The following is a 17333-nucleotide window of genomic DNA, read 5'->3' on the forward strand; positions in this document are numbered from 1 at the left end:
CATAAGATTAATGGCAAATGCTATTGATTTTTATTGAATTATTGATTTTTCTCTAGGGGAACTCTGTGTCTACAAAACTGGCTAATCCAGCGCCATTAGGTTTAATGGGCTTTGGTATGACAACAATTTTGTTAAACATTCATAATGCGGGATATTTCCCTATTGATTCTATGATCTTAGCCATGGGGATTTTTTACGGCGGCATTGGTCAAGTGATTGTGGGGATTATGTGTTTCATGCGCGGCGATACTTTCGGTACGACGGCATTTACCTCTTACGGTTTGTTTTGGTTAACGCTAGTGGGCCTCATTTTAATGCCTAATGCTGGCATTGCGGCGAGTCCAACGTATTTTATGGGCTGGTATTTAACGCTTTGGGGCATATTCACGGCATTTATGTTTGTGGGTTCTTTGCGTTATCCAAGAGCCAAACAGTTTGTGTTTGCTTCTTTAACTATTTTATTTTTCCTGCTGGCGGCGCGTGATTTTACGGGTAGCGCCTTGATTGGCACTATTGCGGGCTTTGAAGGGATACTTTGCGGTGCGAGTGCGATTTATTTTGCGATGGCGCAGGTGCTTAATAATGAGTATGGCCGTACGATTTTACCGGTGGGTGAATTGAAAAAGTAACGATTCAGCAATGCAGAGTTGTAAAAAAGGCTGATGAAGATCAGCCTTTTTTATGGGTGTTAGCTGTACTAGATTTTAGTTTTAATATAGGCCACAGCTGCTTCATCTAAGCTACGGAGAGAAACATAACTCGTGCCTGCTTTGTGGGTGATCAAGAAGCCTTTTTCAGTTTCTTTAATCCGGTAAATGTCGGTCCATAAAATTTGGCTGGTCACAGACATGGATTGAGTATGAATCCCTTGCCCATCAATAGTGAGTTTGACCTCATTGCTGGCCGCTTTACTCATCATTTGACGCATCAACCACCATGCTTTGTGATACTTCACATTGAGCGCTTCGATAACACCTAACCCAACAAAAAAGTAGGCTAAATAAAGGCTAATATCGGTGAAAATAAGCGCGATACCTATCAGGGTTAATCCAATGGCTTTGTAGTAAGGTTTGAGCGTGGGATCTGGTACCACTGATTGCGTATAGCATTCATCGAAATGGGCTTTATCTAAAATATACGTTGTGGAGTATGAATAGGGCGTTGGCATCATGTCATCTAATTGAGGTGGCACTTAATGCGGGTTAGTGTAGCGATTACAGTGATGAAAGTAACTAACCTTGCTATTGCAAGCATGAATGAGCATTTTGGCGTTTTCAAATTCGACGTTCAAACCCGCTTGTTAATACAGGTCAATATATGAGTTGGACAGAAATACGGCAACGGCTATATTAGTCTTGCCGTAAGCATTGTTCGATTTTCGTGATTTGACACAAGGAGTGCAAACATCATGGCCTTAGTCCCCAAAGATTTTGTAAATTACAAATCAACGCCGGTTTTCAACCATGACAACGTCCCTAAAATGTTGCTTCATATGCACAATACTAAGGCTGGCGTGTATGGGCAGATCCAAGTGTTAACGGGCAGCTTAAAGTTTTATGGCTATACGGGTATCAGGGGCGAATTAGATAAAGAAGTTATTATTCGCGCAGGTGAAACCGCCATTTCACATCCTGAATATTGGCATAAAGTGGAGCTACTGACCGAAGATACTCAGTTTAGACTCCACTTTTATGCCCATAAGGATTCGGCCATAGTGGCGCAGCAACAATCCGAGCGAAGCGAATAGTACCTGGCTCCTATACCCTATTCACTACATGCGGTTCTTGGCTACTTCTTTTTAATAACGATTTACGCTAATAGCGATTTCGTTCCGTTGGAATATCAGTTAAATACTCCACAAATTCCACTTCAAAACCATGGGCATCGAAGAAGTAAATATTGCGCCGATAGGGATCATCCATGCCATCTTTGGCAATAGGGAAACCTGCCTGGGTCAGTCTTGCTATCACAGCATCTAAGTTGTCGGTCACAAAGGCAAAATGCGCCAGTCCAATTTGATGACCAGCCAAATCGCGGTTTTCACCTTCACCATTGTCACTAAAAGCAATGTATTGATAATCATCGCCAAAATGAATCCAATTACGGGGTTTGCCGTACCAAGTGCCTTTATCGCCACCGCGAACACGCCAATGGGGGAAAGCCGCTTGATAAAAGCGCAGTGCTGCGGGGATGTCGTCTACCACTAAATTGATATGCTCTAAATGAATCATAATGCGTTCCTTGTAATGATTTTAGTCTGTTGCTGGTGGTTAAAATCTCAAGCCGCTTACATACCGTAACAGTATTCCTGCTGCTTTGGGTACGCTTGATTGGCATGTTGTTCACGAATGGGGGCTAATGCTTGGGCGTATTGATGCAGCATATATAAGCTGTATTGCACTCTTTCCCTAAGCGCGATATCGCGGGCACTCTCAGGGATGGCATTGAGTACATGGCTGACATTGCGGATGATTAAGTGATCGGGTATGGGCACTAATTTATTGTTTTTAAGGGCATTCATCTTCACTTCAACGATAGGGTAAGTACCGCTAATACCATCTGATATTGAGACTAATAAGGCGGGTTTATGGGCGGTTTCTTCGCGAGTACACATCAACAAAAAGTTCTTCAGTAATGGTGATGCCATGCCGCCCCATTCTGGGGTGATCAGCACTAGCGCATCGGCTTCATCGACTCTGTGCTCTATTTCGGGCCAGTGTTCACCTTTGTTGTCTTCTTCTCCGTCCCAAAAGGGCAGATTAAACAGGCATAGTTCTAAGTGATGTATCGTGTCGTAACCCATGGTGTGGGGAGATGAGAAACTGCTTTCCGCGATATAACGACCGACTTTAGCACTTTGTGAATCGGGTCTTTGGCTGGTGCTGATGATGAGTAATTTCATTAAGTAAACCTATTTGTTTATAAATTATTTGTAAGGTAATTGCTTTATTTAACCTTGTAAAGGATAAAGTAAATAAAAAAGTTTATTTAATCTGTTAAAGCTGCGGAGATTGGGAGATAATGCTTCGGCTGAAATCGGGGAGACTCAATGAAAACTACAGATAAGATTATTCAATTACTCAAGTTGCATGGCCCGCTTACCGCAAAAACTTTAGCGGAGGAATTGGCGTTAACGACTATGGGGGTGCGTCAACATCTGCAAGCTTTGGAAGATATGGGTGATGTGGATATTGAGGATCGAGTTGAAGGCCGCGGTCGCCCAACACGTTACTGGGGATTGACTGAACAAAGCCGTACTCACTTTGCCGATCGCCATGAGGAATTGACGGTACAGCTGATTGACTCGGTAAAAATGATCTTTGGCGACCAAGGCTTGGATAAGCTTATCGGTCACAGGGAGCAAAGTGCGTTAGTCCAATATCGTGCGGCAATGGAAGGTGCTACTGATATTCCGACACGTTTGGCCATACTTGCGAAATTACGCTCGAACGAAGGTTATATGGCGACCATAGAACACATCGATGGTGTGTATTTTTTACTCGAAAATCATTGTCCTATCTGCGCCGCAGCGACTAAGTGTTTGAACTTTTGCCGCTCAGAGTTGCAACTTTTCCAGCAGTTATTCGCTGATATTGCCGTGGTGAGCCGCGAAGAACATATCATCGAAGGTGCTCGCCGCTGTGCATATAAGATTGAGGCAATTAAAGTTGCGACGATAGCCTAGTAGTGTACTTAAGTTGCTCGTTTGAGGCGTTTTATCTGTGGGATAAAACGTCACTGAAAGCTAACGCTATATATTAAGCATTCGTTCTGGGCTTAAACCTCGGAGCTTAGGGCTTATCAGGTTCGTGATAGGCCAATAAGGTTTCGAAACGAGGATGCCCTTTAAGTTGTGAGAAATCAGCTTCATCCAACGCTAGCTCTTTGAAGGATGCGCTGTTATGGATGGCGCGTTCCAAATCAGAAATTGCCCTATCTTCAACACCTAAACACGCAAAGGCGCAGGCTCTTTGATAAAAAGCATGGGCGTTCGTTGGGTCAACCTCTAAAACACGATTACATAGGCTTTGTGCCCAATTAAATTCGCGCATTTCCATTGCGGCATCGGCCTTGTAGGTCAGCGCTTCCAAGTCTCCAGGTCGAATCGTGAGGATTTCATCGTAGACTTCAATTTTTTGTTCGGGTGTCTGGGCACTTTGAGCGCGTAGCCACAGATTATGAATTTCATTAATCACTTCTATTTCACGATTATTATCCGTGATAGTACGACTCTTATGCTTGAGTTCTTGCTCGAGTAATTTGAACTTTTCTTCGTATTGTTCGGCAATACTCTGCAGCTGATTCGCGGCCAGTTTGGCGGTATGTGTCTTGATTTCCCGTAGGGATTGCCAGCCGATAAAGGCAACTAAAGAGGCGACGCCGGCGATCATATAAAAGAAGTAAGTGACAGTGACATTGGCGTAATTCATCGACTTGTCGGCAACGGCCAGTTCGCGATCTGTGATATCTATGGTGAGGCGCCGCTCAAGATCCTGTTGATCGTATCTGAGGGATTTGAGTTCATCGAAGACGTAGCGCTCTATCAGCGGTTTATCATGGATTGCGAAAGGTTGAGGCGCTTCAGGGGGATTTTCTGCATCGCTCGCTTGAGTGAAGAATGAGCTCGCGAGTATCACTAAAAACAAGACTAAAAATAGCAGGTTCGAACGTATCATAACGGGACTTGCAGATAAGTTTTTGATGCGGTAACCACTCACAATAAGATGAATTGAACGCCTAGCTTAACAAATTTTGCCTAGTTTGATCTAATTTTGCTCTAAATAAGCTCTGTGATGCTTACTGTATTAGCTCGCTATGACCTGAACTCGCATCCTGCTAGAATGGCTATCCCATTCATATTTCGTCATTTGTGGTGTTATGCAGTCTAAGCGCGGCCGACTCGATCGTTATCTCTGTACCCAGTTACACACTCACCGTAAAGCGGTACGTGAACTGTTACTCTTGGGCCGAGTACGCGTTGATGGATTGATAGTGAAGGACATGGATAGGCAAGTGGATGAGTTTTCTCACATCCAACTCGATGGGCAAATATTACAGGCCAACACGCCAGTTTATTTGATGTTGCATAAGCCGATTGGCGTGGTGAGCGCGACTAAAGATACTCAGCATAAAACCGTGATGGATTTGCTCGATTGCGAAGCCCGTGATGAGTTACATATCGCGGGTAGACTAGATTTAAATTCTTCGGGTTTGTTATTACTGACCAATGACAGCCGCTGGTCTGATGCACTAATGTCACCGACGTATAAGGTCGATAAAGTGTATCGCGTCACCTTAGCTAATCCATTAACTGAAGAATATATCGCCGCATTTGCCGAAGGTATGTATTTCAGCTTTGAAGATATAATGACTCAGCCTGCTAAATTGGTGATCCTTGCTGATCATGTTGCTGAAGTGACTTTAAAGGAAGGTAAGTACCATCAAATTAAGCGGATGTTTGGTCGCTTTCGAAACCCAGTTGTTGGTCTACATAGATTATCAATAGGTGATATTGTGTTGGATGAAGCTCTGGCGTCGGGCGAAAGTCGTATGCTGACTGCCGCAGAAGTGGCTTCTATCCGCTGTAAACCGGTAGCTTAGAGACATAGGGCACTTCAATTTATCAGCCATTATTCTGCGTATTCTAAATATAAAAATGGACTTGAGAGTCAGGTTCCCAAGCCCGTGACATGGGATTAGAGATCGGCGTGGGGGCCGAATACTTCATAGTGCATGTTTTCAGCTGAGACACCCAGAGCGAGTAATTGTTGCTTGATGGCTGACATGAATCCAATAGGTCCGCAGAAATAGTAATGTGCATGGGGAAGCAGTTGATCTGCGACTTTGCTTAATTCCATTTGTCCTTCGAAATCATAATCTGTACCTACCACATCGGTTGAACTCGGCTTGCGATACCAAACATGGCTCTTCAGATTATGATGTTGCTGGCGCTTGGTGTGAATAGCCTGTTTGAAACCATGTACATCACCTTGCTCACAGGCATGTAGCCAAGTAATAGCACTTGGATGTTGCAACTTGATCAATTGATTCAACATGCTTTTCATCGGTGTTTGACCCACTCCTGCCGAAATGAGCACTACGGGGATGTCCGCCCCAACTTCTAAGATAAAATCTCCCGCCGGCGGCATAACTGCAATTTTGTCACCGATATGCATGGTATCGTGTAGCAGATTAGACACTTGACCACCTAATTCACGTTTCACACTGATGCGGTAACTGTTGCCATTCGGCGCATCGGATAGGGAATATTGGCGGATTTCTTCATATGCTAAATTGGGATGTTTTAGTTTCAAACTTAAATACTGACCAGGAATGAAATCTTTAACTGGCTTACCATCTTCGGGTGTCAATATGAAGGAGGTAATGACTGCGGACTCAGTCTTTTTCGCGCTAATGATAAACTGACGCTCACCCAACCAACCGCCATCTTGTTCTGCATGTGCCTGATAAATTTGAGCTTCTCTTTGAATAAAGATATCTGCTAAAAATCCATAGGCCTGCGCCCAAGCTTCTAATACTTCTTCTGTTACTGCATCACCGCCTAACTCTTTAAGGGTGGCCAATAAGTGGCTGCCGACGATCGCATATTGCTCAGGCTTGATCAGAAAGCCTGTATGTTTTTGGGCAATGCGCTCGACAGTCGAACTTAGCACCGCTAAGTTTTCAATATTTTTAGCATAAGCTGCGACGGCGTTGAACAGGGCAACAGGCTGGCCACCAGAATGCTGGTGTGCCAAGTTAAATACATCTTTTAATTCAGGATTATGTTTGAACATACGTTCATAAAAATGGGTCGTCAGCGCAGGGCCTGCGGATTCGAGTAAGGGGATAGTGCTCTTGATAACTTGGATTGTACGGCTGTCCAACATAGAAAATCCTTAACGTGCAAATATTATGAATGTTAAATAAGTTTAAAGATCTATTTGATTTGGATCAATAGTGATGATCGCAATTCGTGCTACCGATAAGCGTGATTAAGGTCATTTGAAGTGCTTTATCAAAGCGGGTATGAGATAGGGAAATGATAAATAAATATATTATTTCAATGTATTACAGAGGTAATGGGGGAGGTTAACTGCAACAGCAAAGCTTATTGCAGTCATAGTGTGGTTTTTTGACTTAGAGTTTAAATGCACTCACTTGATTGCGCATACTGTTGGCGAGTTTAGTTAAATTAACCACAGATTCACTTAATTCAGCCGCCGATGAGGTGGAATGTTCTGCAATATCGCTGATGGCAATAATACTGCGATTAATGCTCTCGGCAACGCTACTTTGTTCTTCGGCAGCGGTCGCAATATGAGTATTAAGTTCTGTGATGCTATCTACTGAGGAGACGATTTCTTTCAGTGCTTGGCCTGCTTGATTAGCTTTATCATTAGCATCATCTACTTGATTTATACCTATTTCCATAGCGTTAACTGCTTCTTTAACGCCTTGTTGTAGTGTGGCAATCATAGCCTCAATTTCTTGGGTAGACTTTTGGGTGCGCTGCGCAAGGGTCCGCACTTCATCCGCAACGACTGCAAAGCCGCGACCTTGTTCCCCCGCACGGGCCGCTTCAATGGCAGCATTTAATGCCAATAGATTGGTTTGCTCGGCAATGCTTTTTATCACATCGAGTACGCGGCCGATATTTTGGCTTTCATTAGACAGAAATCCAATGACTTGTGCCGTTTTTTGAATTTGATCAGATAATTGCGACATACTGCTAATCGATTGCATCACAATATTATTGCCATTGGCGGCATAGGTATCGGCATCTTTGGCTGAATCTGCCGCTGCAGATGCGCTTTGGGCGACTTCTGCGACCGTTGCCGTCATCTCATTCATGGCCGTTGCAGTTTGCTCCGTTTCGGCTTGCTGCTGTTGCATACGTTTATTGGTTGCCTGCGTGAAGCTGCTTAACTCATTTGCTGAACTATTAACGGTATTTGCCGCTTCGGCAATCGAATGAAGAATGCCCCGCAAGTGTTCAATAACTTGGGTGAGGCTAGTGGATATTTGTCCTAGCTCATCGTGATTAAAAGTAGTGAATTTGACGGTAAGATCTGAGTCTTGATGGATCAGCTTCAGTTTACTGAGAATGTCATTAATAGGATTCATCACGCTACGATTGACCCAGAGCCCAATCACAATACTGATAATCATGGCGGCACAGGCTAATGCTACAAAAATAGTGATTGAAGATTGGTAAATGGCATTCACACGATCTTTTTCTTCGCCTGCCACGCGAATTTGCAGTGCAATCAGTTCAGATATTTGGTTACTGATGGGGTCTATTACTTGATAAAGCGGCAGGATATTGGCCGATAATTGGCTTGATACATCACCATTTAATCCTCTTAAGCGTGAGACCAGAGTGTCAATCTGTTGATTCGCGGGTGAGAACAGCACTTCGGCTTGTTTTACGAGTCGGGATTCTTCTGAGGTAAGTTCAGTGGCTAAGTATTTTTGCCAATGCTGGGTAATGGTAGATTTGGCACTGTCTAGCGCTTCAGCTGCTTGGGAGGCGGTGAAACCACCCGCGTTCGCCTTATTGACCGCATCGATAACATCGACCGCGTATTTATCAGCAATCACTTTTAAATCGTCTAGTGGCACAACTCTATCGCCATAGATACGTTCAACACCCGATTCAATTTTACCCATCATATTAATGGCGAGAAAACCAATCGTCATTAGCATTACAAGGGGAACCAGAATGCCGATAAACATTTTTTGTTTTATTTGTAAACCGTTCATATGGATAGCCTCAGTGAACTAAAGAGTCCTTTAGGCAGAACTCTATCTATCCCTATGATGAGTCTGTAACAATAGGTATAGCAAATCTGAGGAAAGAGGGGAGAGTTACAGAAAATTTATTTTGCTTCAGATACAAAAAAACCTCGCTTGGCGAGGTTTAAATGTTGGTACAGATGAGAGGACTTGAACCTCCACGCCCTTGCGAGCACCAGCACCTGAAGCTGGCGTGTCTACCAATTCCACCACATCTGCATGGCTATTCGATATTTCATCGAATTGACAATCTTAACACTGTGAATCTTAACTTTTGAACTGCAATTTGGTACAGGTGAGAGGACTTGAACCTCCACGCCCTTGCGAGCACCAGCACCTGAAGCTGGCGTGTCTACCAATTCCACCACACCTGCACTGTACCTATCACAGTTCTCTAACATAAGTCGCTATCGCAACCCATTTAAAGATGGTGCCCGAACCCGGAATCGAACCAGGGACACGAGGATTTTCAATCCTCTGCTCTACCGACTGAGCTATTCGGGCGACGGGCGCAATTTAAAGGCTTTTCGGGTTTTGAGTCAATAGATTTTTACTAAATAACGGAAAAAGTGACTCAGTTGGATAAGATTTACACGAAAGTGTCATTTGTGTTGGTATTGAGGATGTAAAAATAGCCAAACCACTATCCACACTGAGAACTTAGCGTTATCTATTTATGGCTTATCTAGGGTCACCAAGCAAAAAATGCCCCTATTAAAGGGGCATTCTCGGTTAGTTTGATAAGATTTCATTGTTTGGGAAGTTAGCTTGCATTACCATGAGCACGTTTTGCTTCAGCTTGCTCTGACCTAATTCGCCATAAGCTTCTATCATTATCTCTAATGCCCGTTCATTTGAAGGGGTGCCAGGGTATGTTTCCATTACAGATTGTGCTCGGATTGCTGCTGCGCTCCATGCATTCATCTTGAGATAATACTCGGCAACTTGAATTGAATATTTTGCTAAGCGATTCTTCAACGCTAACATGCGTTTTTGCGCATCGGCGGCATATTTGCTGTTAGGGTAGGTTTTGATAAGACGATCAAAATCTTTGAAAGCATCTTGAGCATTTTTAGGGTCACGATCGGTTCGGTCGATATTAAGCATGTCGTGGAACATGTAATTGTCGGCTTGCATGTTCACTAAACCGCGCATATAGAACACATAGTCTACATCTGGATGAGTTGGATTAAGACGGATAAATCTGTCTATGTTCGCAATACCAGAAGCGACATCGTCCATTTTATAGTAAGCATATATCAGGTCTAACTGGACTTGAGTTTTGTGAGGTCCGAAGGGGAAGCGTGAGTCTAACGCTTCCAAAGAACGGACAGCTTTAGAGTAATTGCCAAGCTCCATAGAGGTTCTTGCCTGAGTATAAAGTACATCAGGTGACGTTTTGGCGGCAATATCGTTATCATCAGGGCTGCTGCTACAGGCTGATAACGCTAGTGAAAATAGGACTAAGGTAACGCCTTTGGAAAATTTATACATACTTGAATTCAATTCTTTTTAAGTTGTAGTTAAGAATTTTTCCATTTCACTATAAAATAGAAAACATCCGATTGTAACAGATAGCACACATTTTTTGACCCCTAAATGGGGATACGGTTCCTATGACACAAGAGATTAATCTAAAAAGCGAGATTTCGGCAACACAAACTGGACTGAGATTAGATCAGGCCCTAGCAGAGTTGTTCCCAGATTACTCGCGCACGCGCATCAAGGAATGGATCCTATCTGATGCAGTTTATGTTGACGGCGTTGTCGTTAATAAGCCCCGAGAGAAAGTTTATGAGCTGCAACAGATACTCATAGATGCCACTCTTGAAGAAGAAGTTCACGCAGCGGCACAGGCCATTGATCTGGATATCGTCTATGAAGATGACGACATTATTGTGATCAACAAGCAAGCGGGACTCGTGGTTCACCCTGGTGCAGGCAATGCCGATGGCACTTTGATGAATGCACTATTGCACCATTGTCCCGATATTGAGCATGTACCACGTGCAGGTATTGTGCACCGTCTGGACAAGGATACTACAGGTTTAATGGTTGTAGCCAAAACCGTTGAAGCGCAAACCCATTTAGTTGCCGCCTTGCAGGCCCGTGAAATCACTCGTGAATACGAAGCGATTGTGATGGGGACTATGACAGGTGGCGGTACTGTTGATGAGCCGATTGGTCGTCATCCAACGAAACGTACTCATATGGCGGTGCATCACTCAGGTAAACCAGCTGTGACGCATTATCGTGTGGCGGAAAAATTCCGTAATCACACTCGTCTAAGATTGCGCCTTGAATCGGGTCGTACTCACCAAATTCGTGTGCACATGGAATACATAGGCCACGTATTAGTGGGCGATCCTGTGTATGGTGGTCGTCCAAAACCGCCGAAATGGGCCAGCCCAGAGTTTTTTGATATTCTGAAAAACTTCAAGCGCCAAGCGCTGCACGCTGTGCGTCTTGAATTAGCGCACCCTGTGAGTTGTGAAATCATGAGCTGGCACGCGCCAATTCCTGAAGACATGGTGATTTTGACGAAAGCACTGCGTCAAGACACGGTCGAGCATCCGATCGAGTATTTGTAAGTGTTTAATCACGATTGGCCTGTTCCCGCTAATGTCGGCATCGCTATGACAAATCGTCATGGCGGTGTGAGCGTGCATCCCTATGACAGTTTGAATCTTGGACTGCATGTCGGTGATGCGCCAGAGTTGGTGATGGCTAATCGTGAATTACTCTGCAAACAATTAGCGTTAACCGCTGAGCCTGTCTGGCTCGAGCAAGTGCATGGTACTCATGTGCTTAATTTAGATGCGGGGAGCTTAGCTCCTGCTGTGGATACACCGATTGCCGATGCCAGTTACAGCCGAACGGCTAGCCAAGTTTGCGCTGTAATGACTGCCGATTGTTTACCTGTGTTGTTGTGTAATCAAGCGGGAACCGAAGTGGCTGCGGCCCATGCCGGTTGGCGTGGTTTATGTGATGGCGTGATTGAGGCCACTGCGGCGCAGTTTAGTTCACCTATGGATGAGTTGATTGCCTACCTCGGCCCGGCTATTGGTCCACAAAAATTTGAAGTCGGCGTTGAAGTACAGCAAGCCTTTTGTACTTTACATCCGCAGTCTGCAGTGTGTTTTATTCCAAGTGGTAACAAGTATCTTGCCGATATTATTGGCTTGGCTACATTACGCTTGAGTTTACTCGGGATAAACCATATTTATAGCGCAGATATCTGCACAGTCAGCGACACGGATTACTTCTCTTATCGTCGCGATAAGGTGACGGGACGCATGGCTTCATTGATCTGGCTTAAGTCTTAAGCTAATTCCCCTACAGTTTGTATTTATTTGCGCGTTATTCGCTTGAATTTGGCTAAATAGCCCCCATCTTTTAACTAACGAAATGTAATACCAATCCTATTTAGATCTCTCCATTAGCGGTACTGATTTTAAAGCCACTAAATTGGCAAGATGTCCTGTGGATTGGCATATCTCTACTATATGAGTGTTAGGAGGCTGTATGCGACTCGATCGTATGACCAATAAATTTCAGCTTGCCATCTCTGATGCCCAGTCACTCGCACTTGGGCGTGATCATCAGTTTATTGAACCGCTGCATTTGATGATGGCATTGTTGAACCAAGATTCAGGTTCAATCCATCCCTTATTGACCCAAGCTGGCATTCGAGTGAGTGCGCTGCGTTCGCTCTTGAGTCAAGAGCTGGAACGCTTACCTCAAGTTGAAGGGACTGGCGGCGATGTACAATTATCCCAAGGTTTAATCCGTTTATTAAACCTGTGTGATAAATTGGCGCAAAAGCGTAAAGACAAATATATCTCTAGCGAATTATTTGTATTAGCTGCGTTAGAAGGTGCCGATGCTCTTGCGCAAGCGTTGAAAAAAGCGGGCGCGACCAAAGAGTTGATGGAGCAAACCATTGAACAAATGCGTGGCGGCCAAAAAGTGGATGATCCGAACGCTGAAGATCAACGCCAAGCGTTGAAGAAGTTTACTATCGATCTGACCGAGCGAGCTGAACAAGGCAAGTTAGATCCTGTGATCGGCCGTGACGATGAAATTCGCCGCACGATCCAAGTATTACAACGTCGCAGTAAAAACAACCCCGTCCTTATCGGTGAACCGGGTGTGGGTAAAACGGCGATTGTTGAAGGACTTGCCCAGCGTATCGTTAATGGTGAAGTCCCCGAGGGGATTAAAAATAAGCGTGTCTTATCCCTCGATATGGGCTCATTGATTGCGGGCGCTAAATATCGCGGTGAGTTCGAAGAACGTTTAAAAGCGGTACTTAATGAGTTGTCACAGGAAGAAGGTCAAGTGATCCTCTTCATCGACGAACTGCATACTATGGTCGGCGCCGGTAAAGGTGAGGGCGCTATGGATGCGGGTAACATGCTCAAACCTGCGTTAGCGCGTGGTGACTTGCACTGTGTGGGCGCGACCACGCTTGATGAGTATCGTCAGTATATTGAAAAAGATGCGGCGCTTGAACGTCGTTTCCAAAAAGTGCTGGTGGATGAGCCCAGCGTTGAAGACACCATTGCCATTTTGCGTGGACTGAAAGAACGTTATGAGCTGCATCACCATGTGGAAATTACCGATCCGGCGATTGTGGCGGCAGCGACCATGTCGCACCGTTATGTGTCGGACCGTAAGTTACCCGATAAAGCGATCGATTTGATCGACGAAGCGGCATCGAGCATCCGCATGCAGATGGACTCAAAACCTGAGTCACTCGACAGGCTCGAACGTCGTGCTATCCAGCTCAAACTGGAGGAGCAAGCGTTAGCCAAAGAAAATGATGAGGCGAGTCGTCGCAGGCTTGACCATCTGCAAGAGGAATTACGTGACGTTGAAGCGAAAGCTTCAGAGTTGAACGAAATCTGGCGTACTGAAAAAGCCGCATTAGCGGGCACTCAGCACATAAAAGCCGATCTCGAACAGGCTCGAATGGACTTAGAAGTGGCGCGTCGTGCGGGTGATTTAACTCGGATGTCTGAGCTGCAATACGGTCGTATTCCTGAGCTTGAAAAACAGCTCGATTTGGCATCGCAAGCCGAAATGCAGGACATGACGTTATTGCGTAACAAGGTTACTGAGTTCGAAATCGCCGAAGTATTGTCGAAAGCGACGGGAATACCCGTATCGAAAATGCTTGAAGGCGAGCGCGAAAAATTACTGCAAATGGAAGTGGCACTGCATGAACGAGTGATCGGCCAAAACGAAGCCGTCGATGCGGTCGCGAATGCGATTCGTCGTAGCCGCGCGGGTCTGGCGGATCCAAATCGCCCGATTGGCTCGTTCCTGTTCTTAGGCCCAACGGGTGTAGGTAAAACTGAGCTTTGTAAATCACTGGCGAGGTTCTTATTTGATACCGAATCGGCTTTAGTGCGCATTGATATGTCTGAGTTTATGGAGAAACACTCAGTATCGCGTTTAGTGGGGGCGCCTCCTGGATACGTAGGTTATGAAGAGGGCGGTTACTTAACGGAAGCCGTTCGTCGTAAACCTTATTCGGTGATATTGCTCGACGAAGTCGAGAAAGCGCATCCCGATGTGTTTAACATTTTACTGCAAGTGCTTGATGATGGACGCTTAACCGATGGTCAAGGTCGTACTGTCGATTTTAGAAATACAGTGATCATCATGACCTCGAACTTAGGCTCCGACATTATCCAAGAAGGATTTGGTCAAGTGACCTATGCAGAGATGAAAGCGGCGGTAATGAATGTGGTCACTCACAGTTTCAGACCCGAGTTTTTAAACCGTATCGATGAATCTGTGGTGTTCCATCCATTGGATGCTGCCAATATCAAGCGTATTGCTTCGATACAAATTGCTTCCTTACGCCAACGTTTGGCTGAAAAGGACTATACATTGGAGATCACCGACGACGCATTATCACTGATTGCGGAAATTGGTTTCGATCCTGTGTATGGTGCAAGACCGTTGAAACGGGCATTGCAGCAAGAAGTCGAAAACCCGCTGGCGCAGAAATTACTGCGTGGTGACTTGTTACCGGGTAAACCGATCAAGGTCAGCTGTGCGGGTGGCGAGTTAGTGTTCGAGCAATAACTAGTAGCTAGTAACTTAGTGTGTTGTTTGAATGCGATACGTTAATCGCAAGCTTGAAGTTGGATATGTTTAAATAGGCGAACTGAAATAAGCGTTCTTGAATGAACGAGCTTGAAATAAACTATCTTGCAATAAGAGATAGAGCTGTTTTAGTCAGTATCGCTCCCGCTTCAAGCACTAAAATGAAAGGAGCCGAGTTTTTAACTCGGCTCCTTTTTTATTGCATCATCTTAATCGTTGTTCATTAATGTAGTGGCATAGTAAATTTGGCTACTTCTTATCACAGAAGAGTTTGATTCTTTCCTGCTGCTGGGCAATCGAGGCTTGGCGATCTTCTTCAGTCATAGCGACAGATTCACCTGAATCGGAAGTTTGGCGGATAAGCTTAGTATGCGTTGTGAGTATTTCTAAATTGTGTTTTGCACTCTCACAAATGGATTTAGCCTGTTTGGTGTCTTTTTCTTTAATCAGCGCCGCTGACTTTTCTAATTCATTGGCTTCAGAAGTGGCTTCCGCTTTCTTTACCGGTGCGATAAAACCCACTTTCGCCAGCTCTAAATCTTCACTGTAGAGCTTTTCTGCTTTGATGTTTTCTTGTTGCGGGGCTTGTTGGCTGTAATGCGTCACCCCATTTTCGTCGACCCAAGTATAGATAACGCCCGCAGAAACGGGGCCAATGAAAAGGCTGAGCCAGAGCCATCGATACAGTATTGTTCTGAACATGTTCACTTTTAACATCGAAATTATCCCTAACTGGTCTCTCATCGACATGATAATAAAATATGTTATCTTGAAAGCTAACTTCTCTTCACTGAACTAGCGTAATAAGTGTATGCAAAATTCTTCAAATCAAACAGTAAAGAATAAAGGTATCTATTTACTGCCTAATCTTTTTACGACAGCCGGATTGTTTTCTGGCTTTTATGCTGTGATTGCTTCCATGAATGCTAACTTTGAAGCTGCTGCAATAGCCATTTTTATAGCCATGATCTGTGATGGTCTCGATGGTCGAGTGGCAAGACTGACTAATACCCAAAGTGATTTTGGTGCCGAATACGACAGTATGGCGGATATGGTGTCCTTCGGAATGGCACCAGCACTACTCGCCTACAATTGGGCATTAGCCGACTTAGGTAAAATTGGTTGGTTGGCGGCATTTATTTATTGTGCAGGTGCGGCACTCAGGCTCGCTCGATTTAATACGCAAGTTGGCGTCGCCGATAAGCGTTACTTTCAAGGTCTCGCCAGCCCGGCTGCCGCCGCTGTTATTGCTGGCAGTATTTGGCTTGGTAATCAATATAGTCTCGATGGAAGAAACATCAGTTGGATTGCGGCCCTTGTTACTGCAGCAACCGGTTTACTGATGGTCAGCAATTTCCGCTATCACTCCTTTAAAGAAATTGACTGGCGTGGCAAGGTTAACTTTATCGTGATCTTACTGGTCGTCGGTGTGTTTGTGGTGGTGTCAGTTCAACCTGCATTGATCTTATGTGTCGGCTTCTACTTATATGCGATTTCAGGCCCAATCATTACGATTCGAACCGTGAGAAAACTCAAAGTCGCACATGTTATAGGAGATGATGTCGTGGCGAATGTCGAAACGGTTCCCTCGGCCCAAGCCGCTGCACAAACTCAAGTCGTTATAGATCTCGAGAAAGAGAAACAAGAAGAGCATAAATCTTAGGGCTCGTTCTTTTGAGCATTGCTTATCATTAGCTAGGTGTAAATAAGAGTAAGACATCACACAGGGCATAACGTTTTTAGAGGTTTGCTGATAGATATAGCGAAAAATAGCTATCAACTTCTGTTTATGCCCATTCAATCTATTAAAACTCCAGCAATAGGCTATTCCTTCTGCCAGACTTATCAACCCAAACAGCGATATTGCTCAGTATCGCAGTATATTTCTGCAGTTTGGTGGTTATTTATTCGCTTGGCGCAGATTGTTAAAAAAGCCCTTGCACAAAATCTTCTGCTGCCTATAATGCGCATCCATTGACACGGCAGACAGCGTTAAGCAGCCTGATGTGACAGTTCATCAATGAGTTTATTGATTGATGAGTGTTAAGAAAGTTTGCAAAAACTCCTTGACGCGAAACGGGAAATGCGTAGAATACGCAGCCCTAGCCAACTGGAAGCGTTCGACGCTCAGTGTGGTACTCAAGTTCTCTTATGAATATTGAGTTGCTCTTTAACAAGATAAAACAAGAAATCTGTGTGGACACTCACAGGTGTTGAGTTAATCGAAACTGCTTAGCCTTCGGGTTGGCAGTCAAAAATTTAAATCAATATTTTCTGTATCACGAAAGTGATGAGTGTTCATAGTAATATGTACAGTTTGTTTCTGCTTTTAAGTGGGAACAAAAAAATCAGAATTCATTGAGCCGCTGAAGTCGCAAGACGGAAGCAAAAAACTTTAATTGAAGAGTTTGATC

The 17333-nt window shown here is 44.5% G+C and carries 16 protein-coding genes and 3 tRNA genes; 8 read left to right on the top strand and 11 right to left on the bottom strand.

Translation table 11 applies throughout. The features are described 5' to 3' along the window. Window positions 1-65: 65 nt before the first annotated feature. Window positions 66-629 carry an acetate uptake transporter gene (locus L5M71_RS16000; protein WP_113939919.1) on the top strand — a complete coding sequence of 188 codons (564 nt, stop codon included), beginning with the start codon at window positions 66-68 and terminating at the stop codon, window positions 627-629. Window positions 630-697: 68 nt separating this feature from the next. On the opposite strand, the gene L5M71_RS16005 is transcribed toward L5M71_RS16000, so the two are convergent. Continuing rightward, a complete protein-coding gene (locus L5M71_RS16005) occupies window positions 698-1168 on the bottom strand; it encodes a YcxB family protein (RefSeq protein ID WP_263208698.1) in 471 nt (156 codons plus the stop codon). Window positions 1169-1408: 240 nt separating this feature from the next. Between L5M71_RS16005 and L5M71_RS16010 the strand changes: the two genes are divergently transcribed. Beyond that, window positions 1409-1747, top strand: coding sequence for a DUF1971 domain-containing protein (locus L5M71_RS16010; protein ID WP_219255246.1), 339 nt, complete (start codon window positions 1409-1411; stop codon window positions 1745-1747). 67 nt (window positions 1748-1814) lie between these two features. Here the strand turns inward: L5M71_RS16010 and L5M71_RS16015 are convergent, their stop codons facing one another. Both L5M71_RS16015 and L5M71_RS16020 read right to left on the bottom strand, forming a co-directional pair. Then, entirely contained in the window at window positions 1815-2231 is a 417-nt protein-coding gene (locus L5M71_RS16015; RefSeq protein ID WP_113939921.1) for a VOC family protein, read from the bottom strand. Between the two features lie 56 nt (window positions 2232-2287). After that, on the bottom strand, window positions 2288-2902 hold the full coding sequence (locus L5M71_RS16020) for an NADPH-dependent FMN reductase (RefSeq protein ID WP_263208678.1): 615 nt from the start codon (window positions 2900-2902) through the stop codon (window positions 2288-2290). A 147-nt stretch (window positions 2903-3049) separates the two neighbouring features. On the opposite strand from L5M71_RS16020, the gene L5M71_RS16025 reads away from it, so the two are divergent. Further along, entirely contained in the window at window positions 3050-3685 is a 636-nt protein-coding gene (locus L5M71_RS16025; RefSeq protein ID WP_263208681.1) for a helix-turn-helix transcriptional regulator, read from the top strand. 106 nt (window positions 3686-3791) lie between these two features. Here L5M71_RS16025 and L5M71_RS16030 read toward each other — a convergent pair whose 3' ends face one another. Continuing rightward, entirely contained in the window at window positions 3792-4718 is a 927-nt protein-coding gene (locus tag L5M71_RS16030; protein ID WP_105249971.1) for a TPR end-of-group domain-containing protein, read from the bottom strand. Window positions 4719-4878: 160 nt separating this feature from the next. On the opposite strand from L5M71_RS16030, the gene L5M71_RS16035 reads away from it, so the two are divergent. Further along, window positions 4879-5601: a pseudouridine synthase gene (locus L5M71_RS16035; protein ID WP_173496963.1), complete on the top strand. Its 723-nt coding sequence runs from the start codon at window positions 4879-4881 to the stop codon at window positions 5599-5601. 95 nt (window positions 5602-5696) lie between these two features. On the opposite strand, the gene hmpA is transcribed toward L5M71_RS16035, so the two are convergent. The 6 genes from hmpA to L5M71_RS16065 all read right to left on the bottom strand — a co-directional run bounded on the left by hmpA (window position 5697) and on the right by L5M71_RS16065 (window position 10293). After that, window positions 5697-6890 carry an NO-inducible flavohemoprotein gene (hmpA, locus tag L5M71_RS16040; RefSeq protein WP_263208683.1) on the bottom strand — a complete coding sequence of 398 codons (1194 nt, stop codon included), beginning with the start codon at window positions 6888-6890 and terminating at the stop codon, window positions 5697-5699. Window positions 6891-7140: 250 nt separating this feature from the next. Continuing rightward, a complete protein-coding gene (locus tag L5M71_RS16045; protein ID WP_263208686.1) occupies window positions 7141-8766 on the bottom strand; it encodes a methyl-accepting chemotaxis protein in 1626 nt (541 codons plus the stop codon). 165 nt (window positions 8767-8931) lie between these two features. After that, window positions 8932-9018 (bottom strand) — tRNA-Leu (locus L5M71_RS16050). 68 nt (window positions 9019-9086) lie between these two features. Beyond that, window positions 9087-9173, bottom strand: a tRNA-Leu gene (locus tag L5M71_RS16055). A 54-nt stretch (window positions 9174-9227) separates the two neighbouring features. After that, a tRNA-Phe gene (locus L5M71_RS16060) sits at window positions 9228-9303 on the bottom strand. A gap of 228 nt (window positions 9304-9531) precedes the next feature. Next, on the bottom strand, window positions 9532-10293 hold the full coding sequence (locus L5M71_RS16065; RefSeq protein WP_105249967.1) for an outer membrane protein assembly factor BamD: 762 nt from the start codon (window positions 10291-10293) through the stop codon (window positions 9532-9534). Window positions 10294-10415: 122 nt separating this feature from the next. Here L5M71_RS16065 and rluD point away from each other — a divergent pair, with 122 nt between their 5' ends. The 3 genes from rluD (at window position 10416) to clpB (ending at window position 14898) form a co-directional block, all read left to right on the top strand. Then, the gene (gene rluD, locus L5M71_RS16070; protein ID WP_105249966.1) at window positions 10416-11390 is read left to right on the top strand and encodes a 23S rRNA pseudouridine(1911/1915/1917) synthase RluD; all 975 of its coding nucleotides are present in this window, start codon (window positions 10416-10418) and stop codon (window positions 11388-11390) included. Beyond that, window positions 11391-12125, top strand: coding sequence for a peptidoglycan editing factor PgeF (gene pgeF / locus L5M71_RS16075; protein ID WP_263208688.1), 735 nt, complete (start codon window positions 11391-11393; stop codon window positions 12123-12125). A gap of 199 nt (window positions 12126-12324) precedes the next feature. Then, on the top strand, window positions 12325-14898 hold the full coding sequence (gene clpB / locus L5M71_RS16080) for an ATP-dependent chaperone ClpB (RefSeq protein ID WP_105249964.1): 2574 nt from the start codon (window positions 12325-12327) through the stop codon (window positions 14896-14898). A 270-nt stretch (window positions 14899-15168) separates the two neighbouring features. Here clpB and L5M71_RS16085 read toward each other — a convergent pair whose 3' ends face one another. Next, window positions 15169-15636 (bottom strand): DUF4124 domain-containing protein, encoded by a 468-nt coding sequence (locus tag L5M71_RS16085; RefSeq protein ID WP_263208690.1) that lies wholly within the window; start codon window positions 15634-15636, stop codon window positions 15169-15171. A gap of 94 nt (window positions 15637-15730) precedes the next feature. Here L5M71_RS16085 and pssA point away from each other — a divergent pair, with 94 nt between their 5' ends. Beyond that, window positions 15731-16582 (top strand): CDP-diacylglycerol--serine O-phosphatidyltransferase, encoded by an 852-nt coding sequence (gene pssA, locus L5M71_RS16090; protein WP_263208692.1) that lies wholly within the window; start codon window positions 15731-15733, stop codon window positions 16580-16582. Window positions 16583-17333: the final 751 nt, after the last annotated feature.

The sequence above is a fragment of the Shewanella sp. SW1 genome, from assembly GCF_025653545.1.
Lineage (GTDB): Bacteria > Pseudomonadota > Gammaproteobacteria > Enterobacterales > Shewanellaceae > Shewanella > Shewanella oncorhynchi.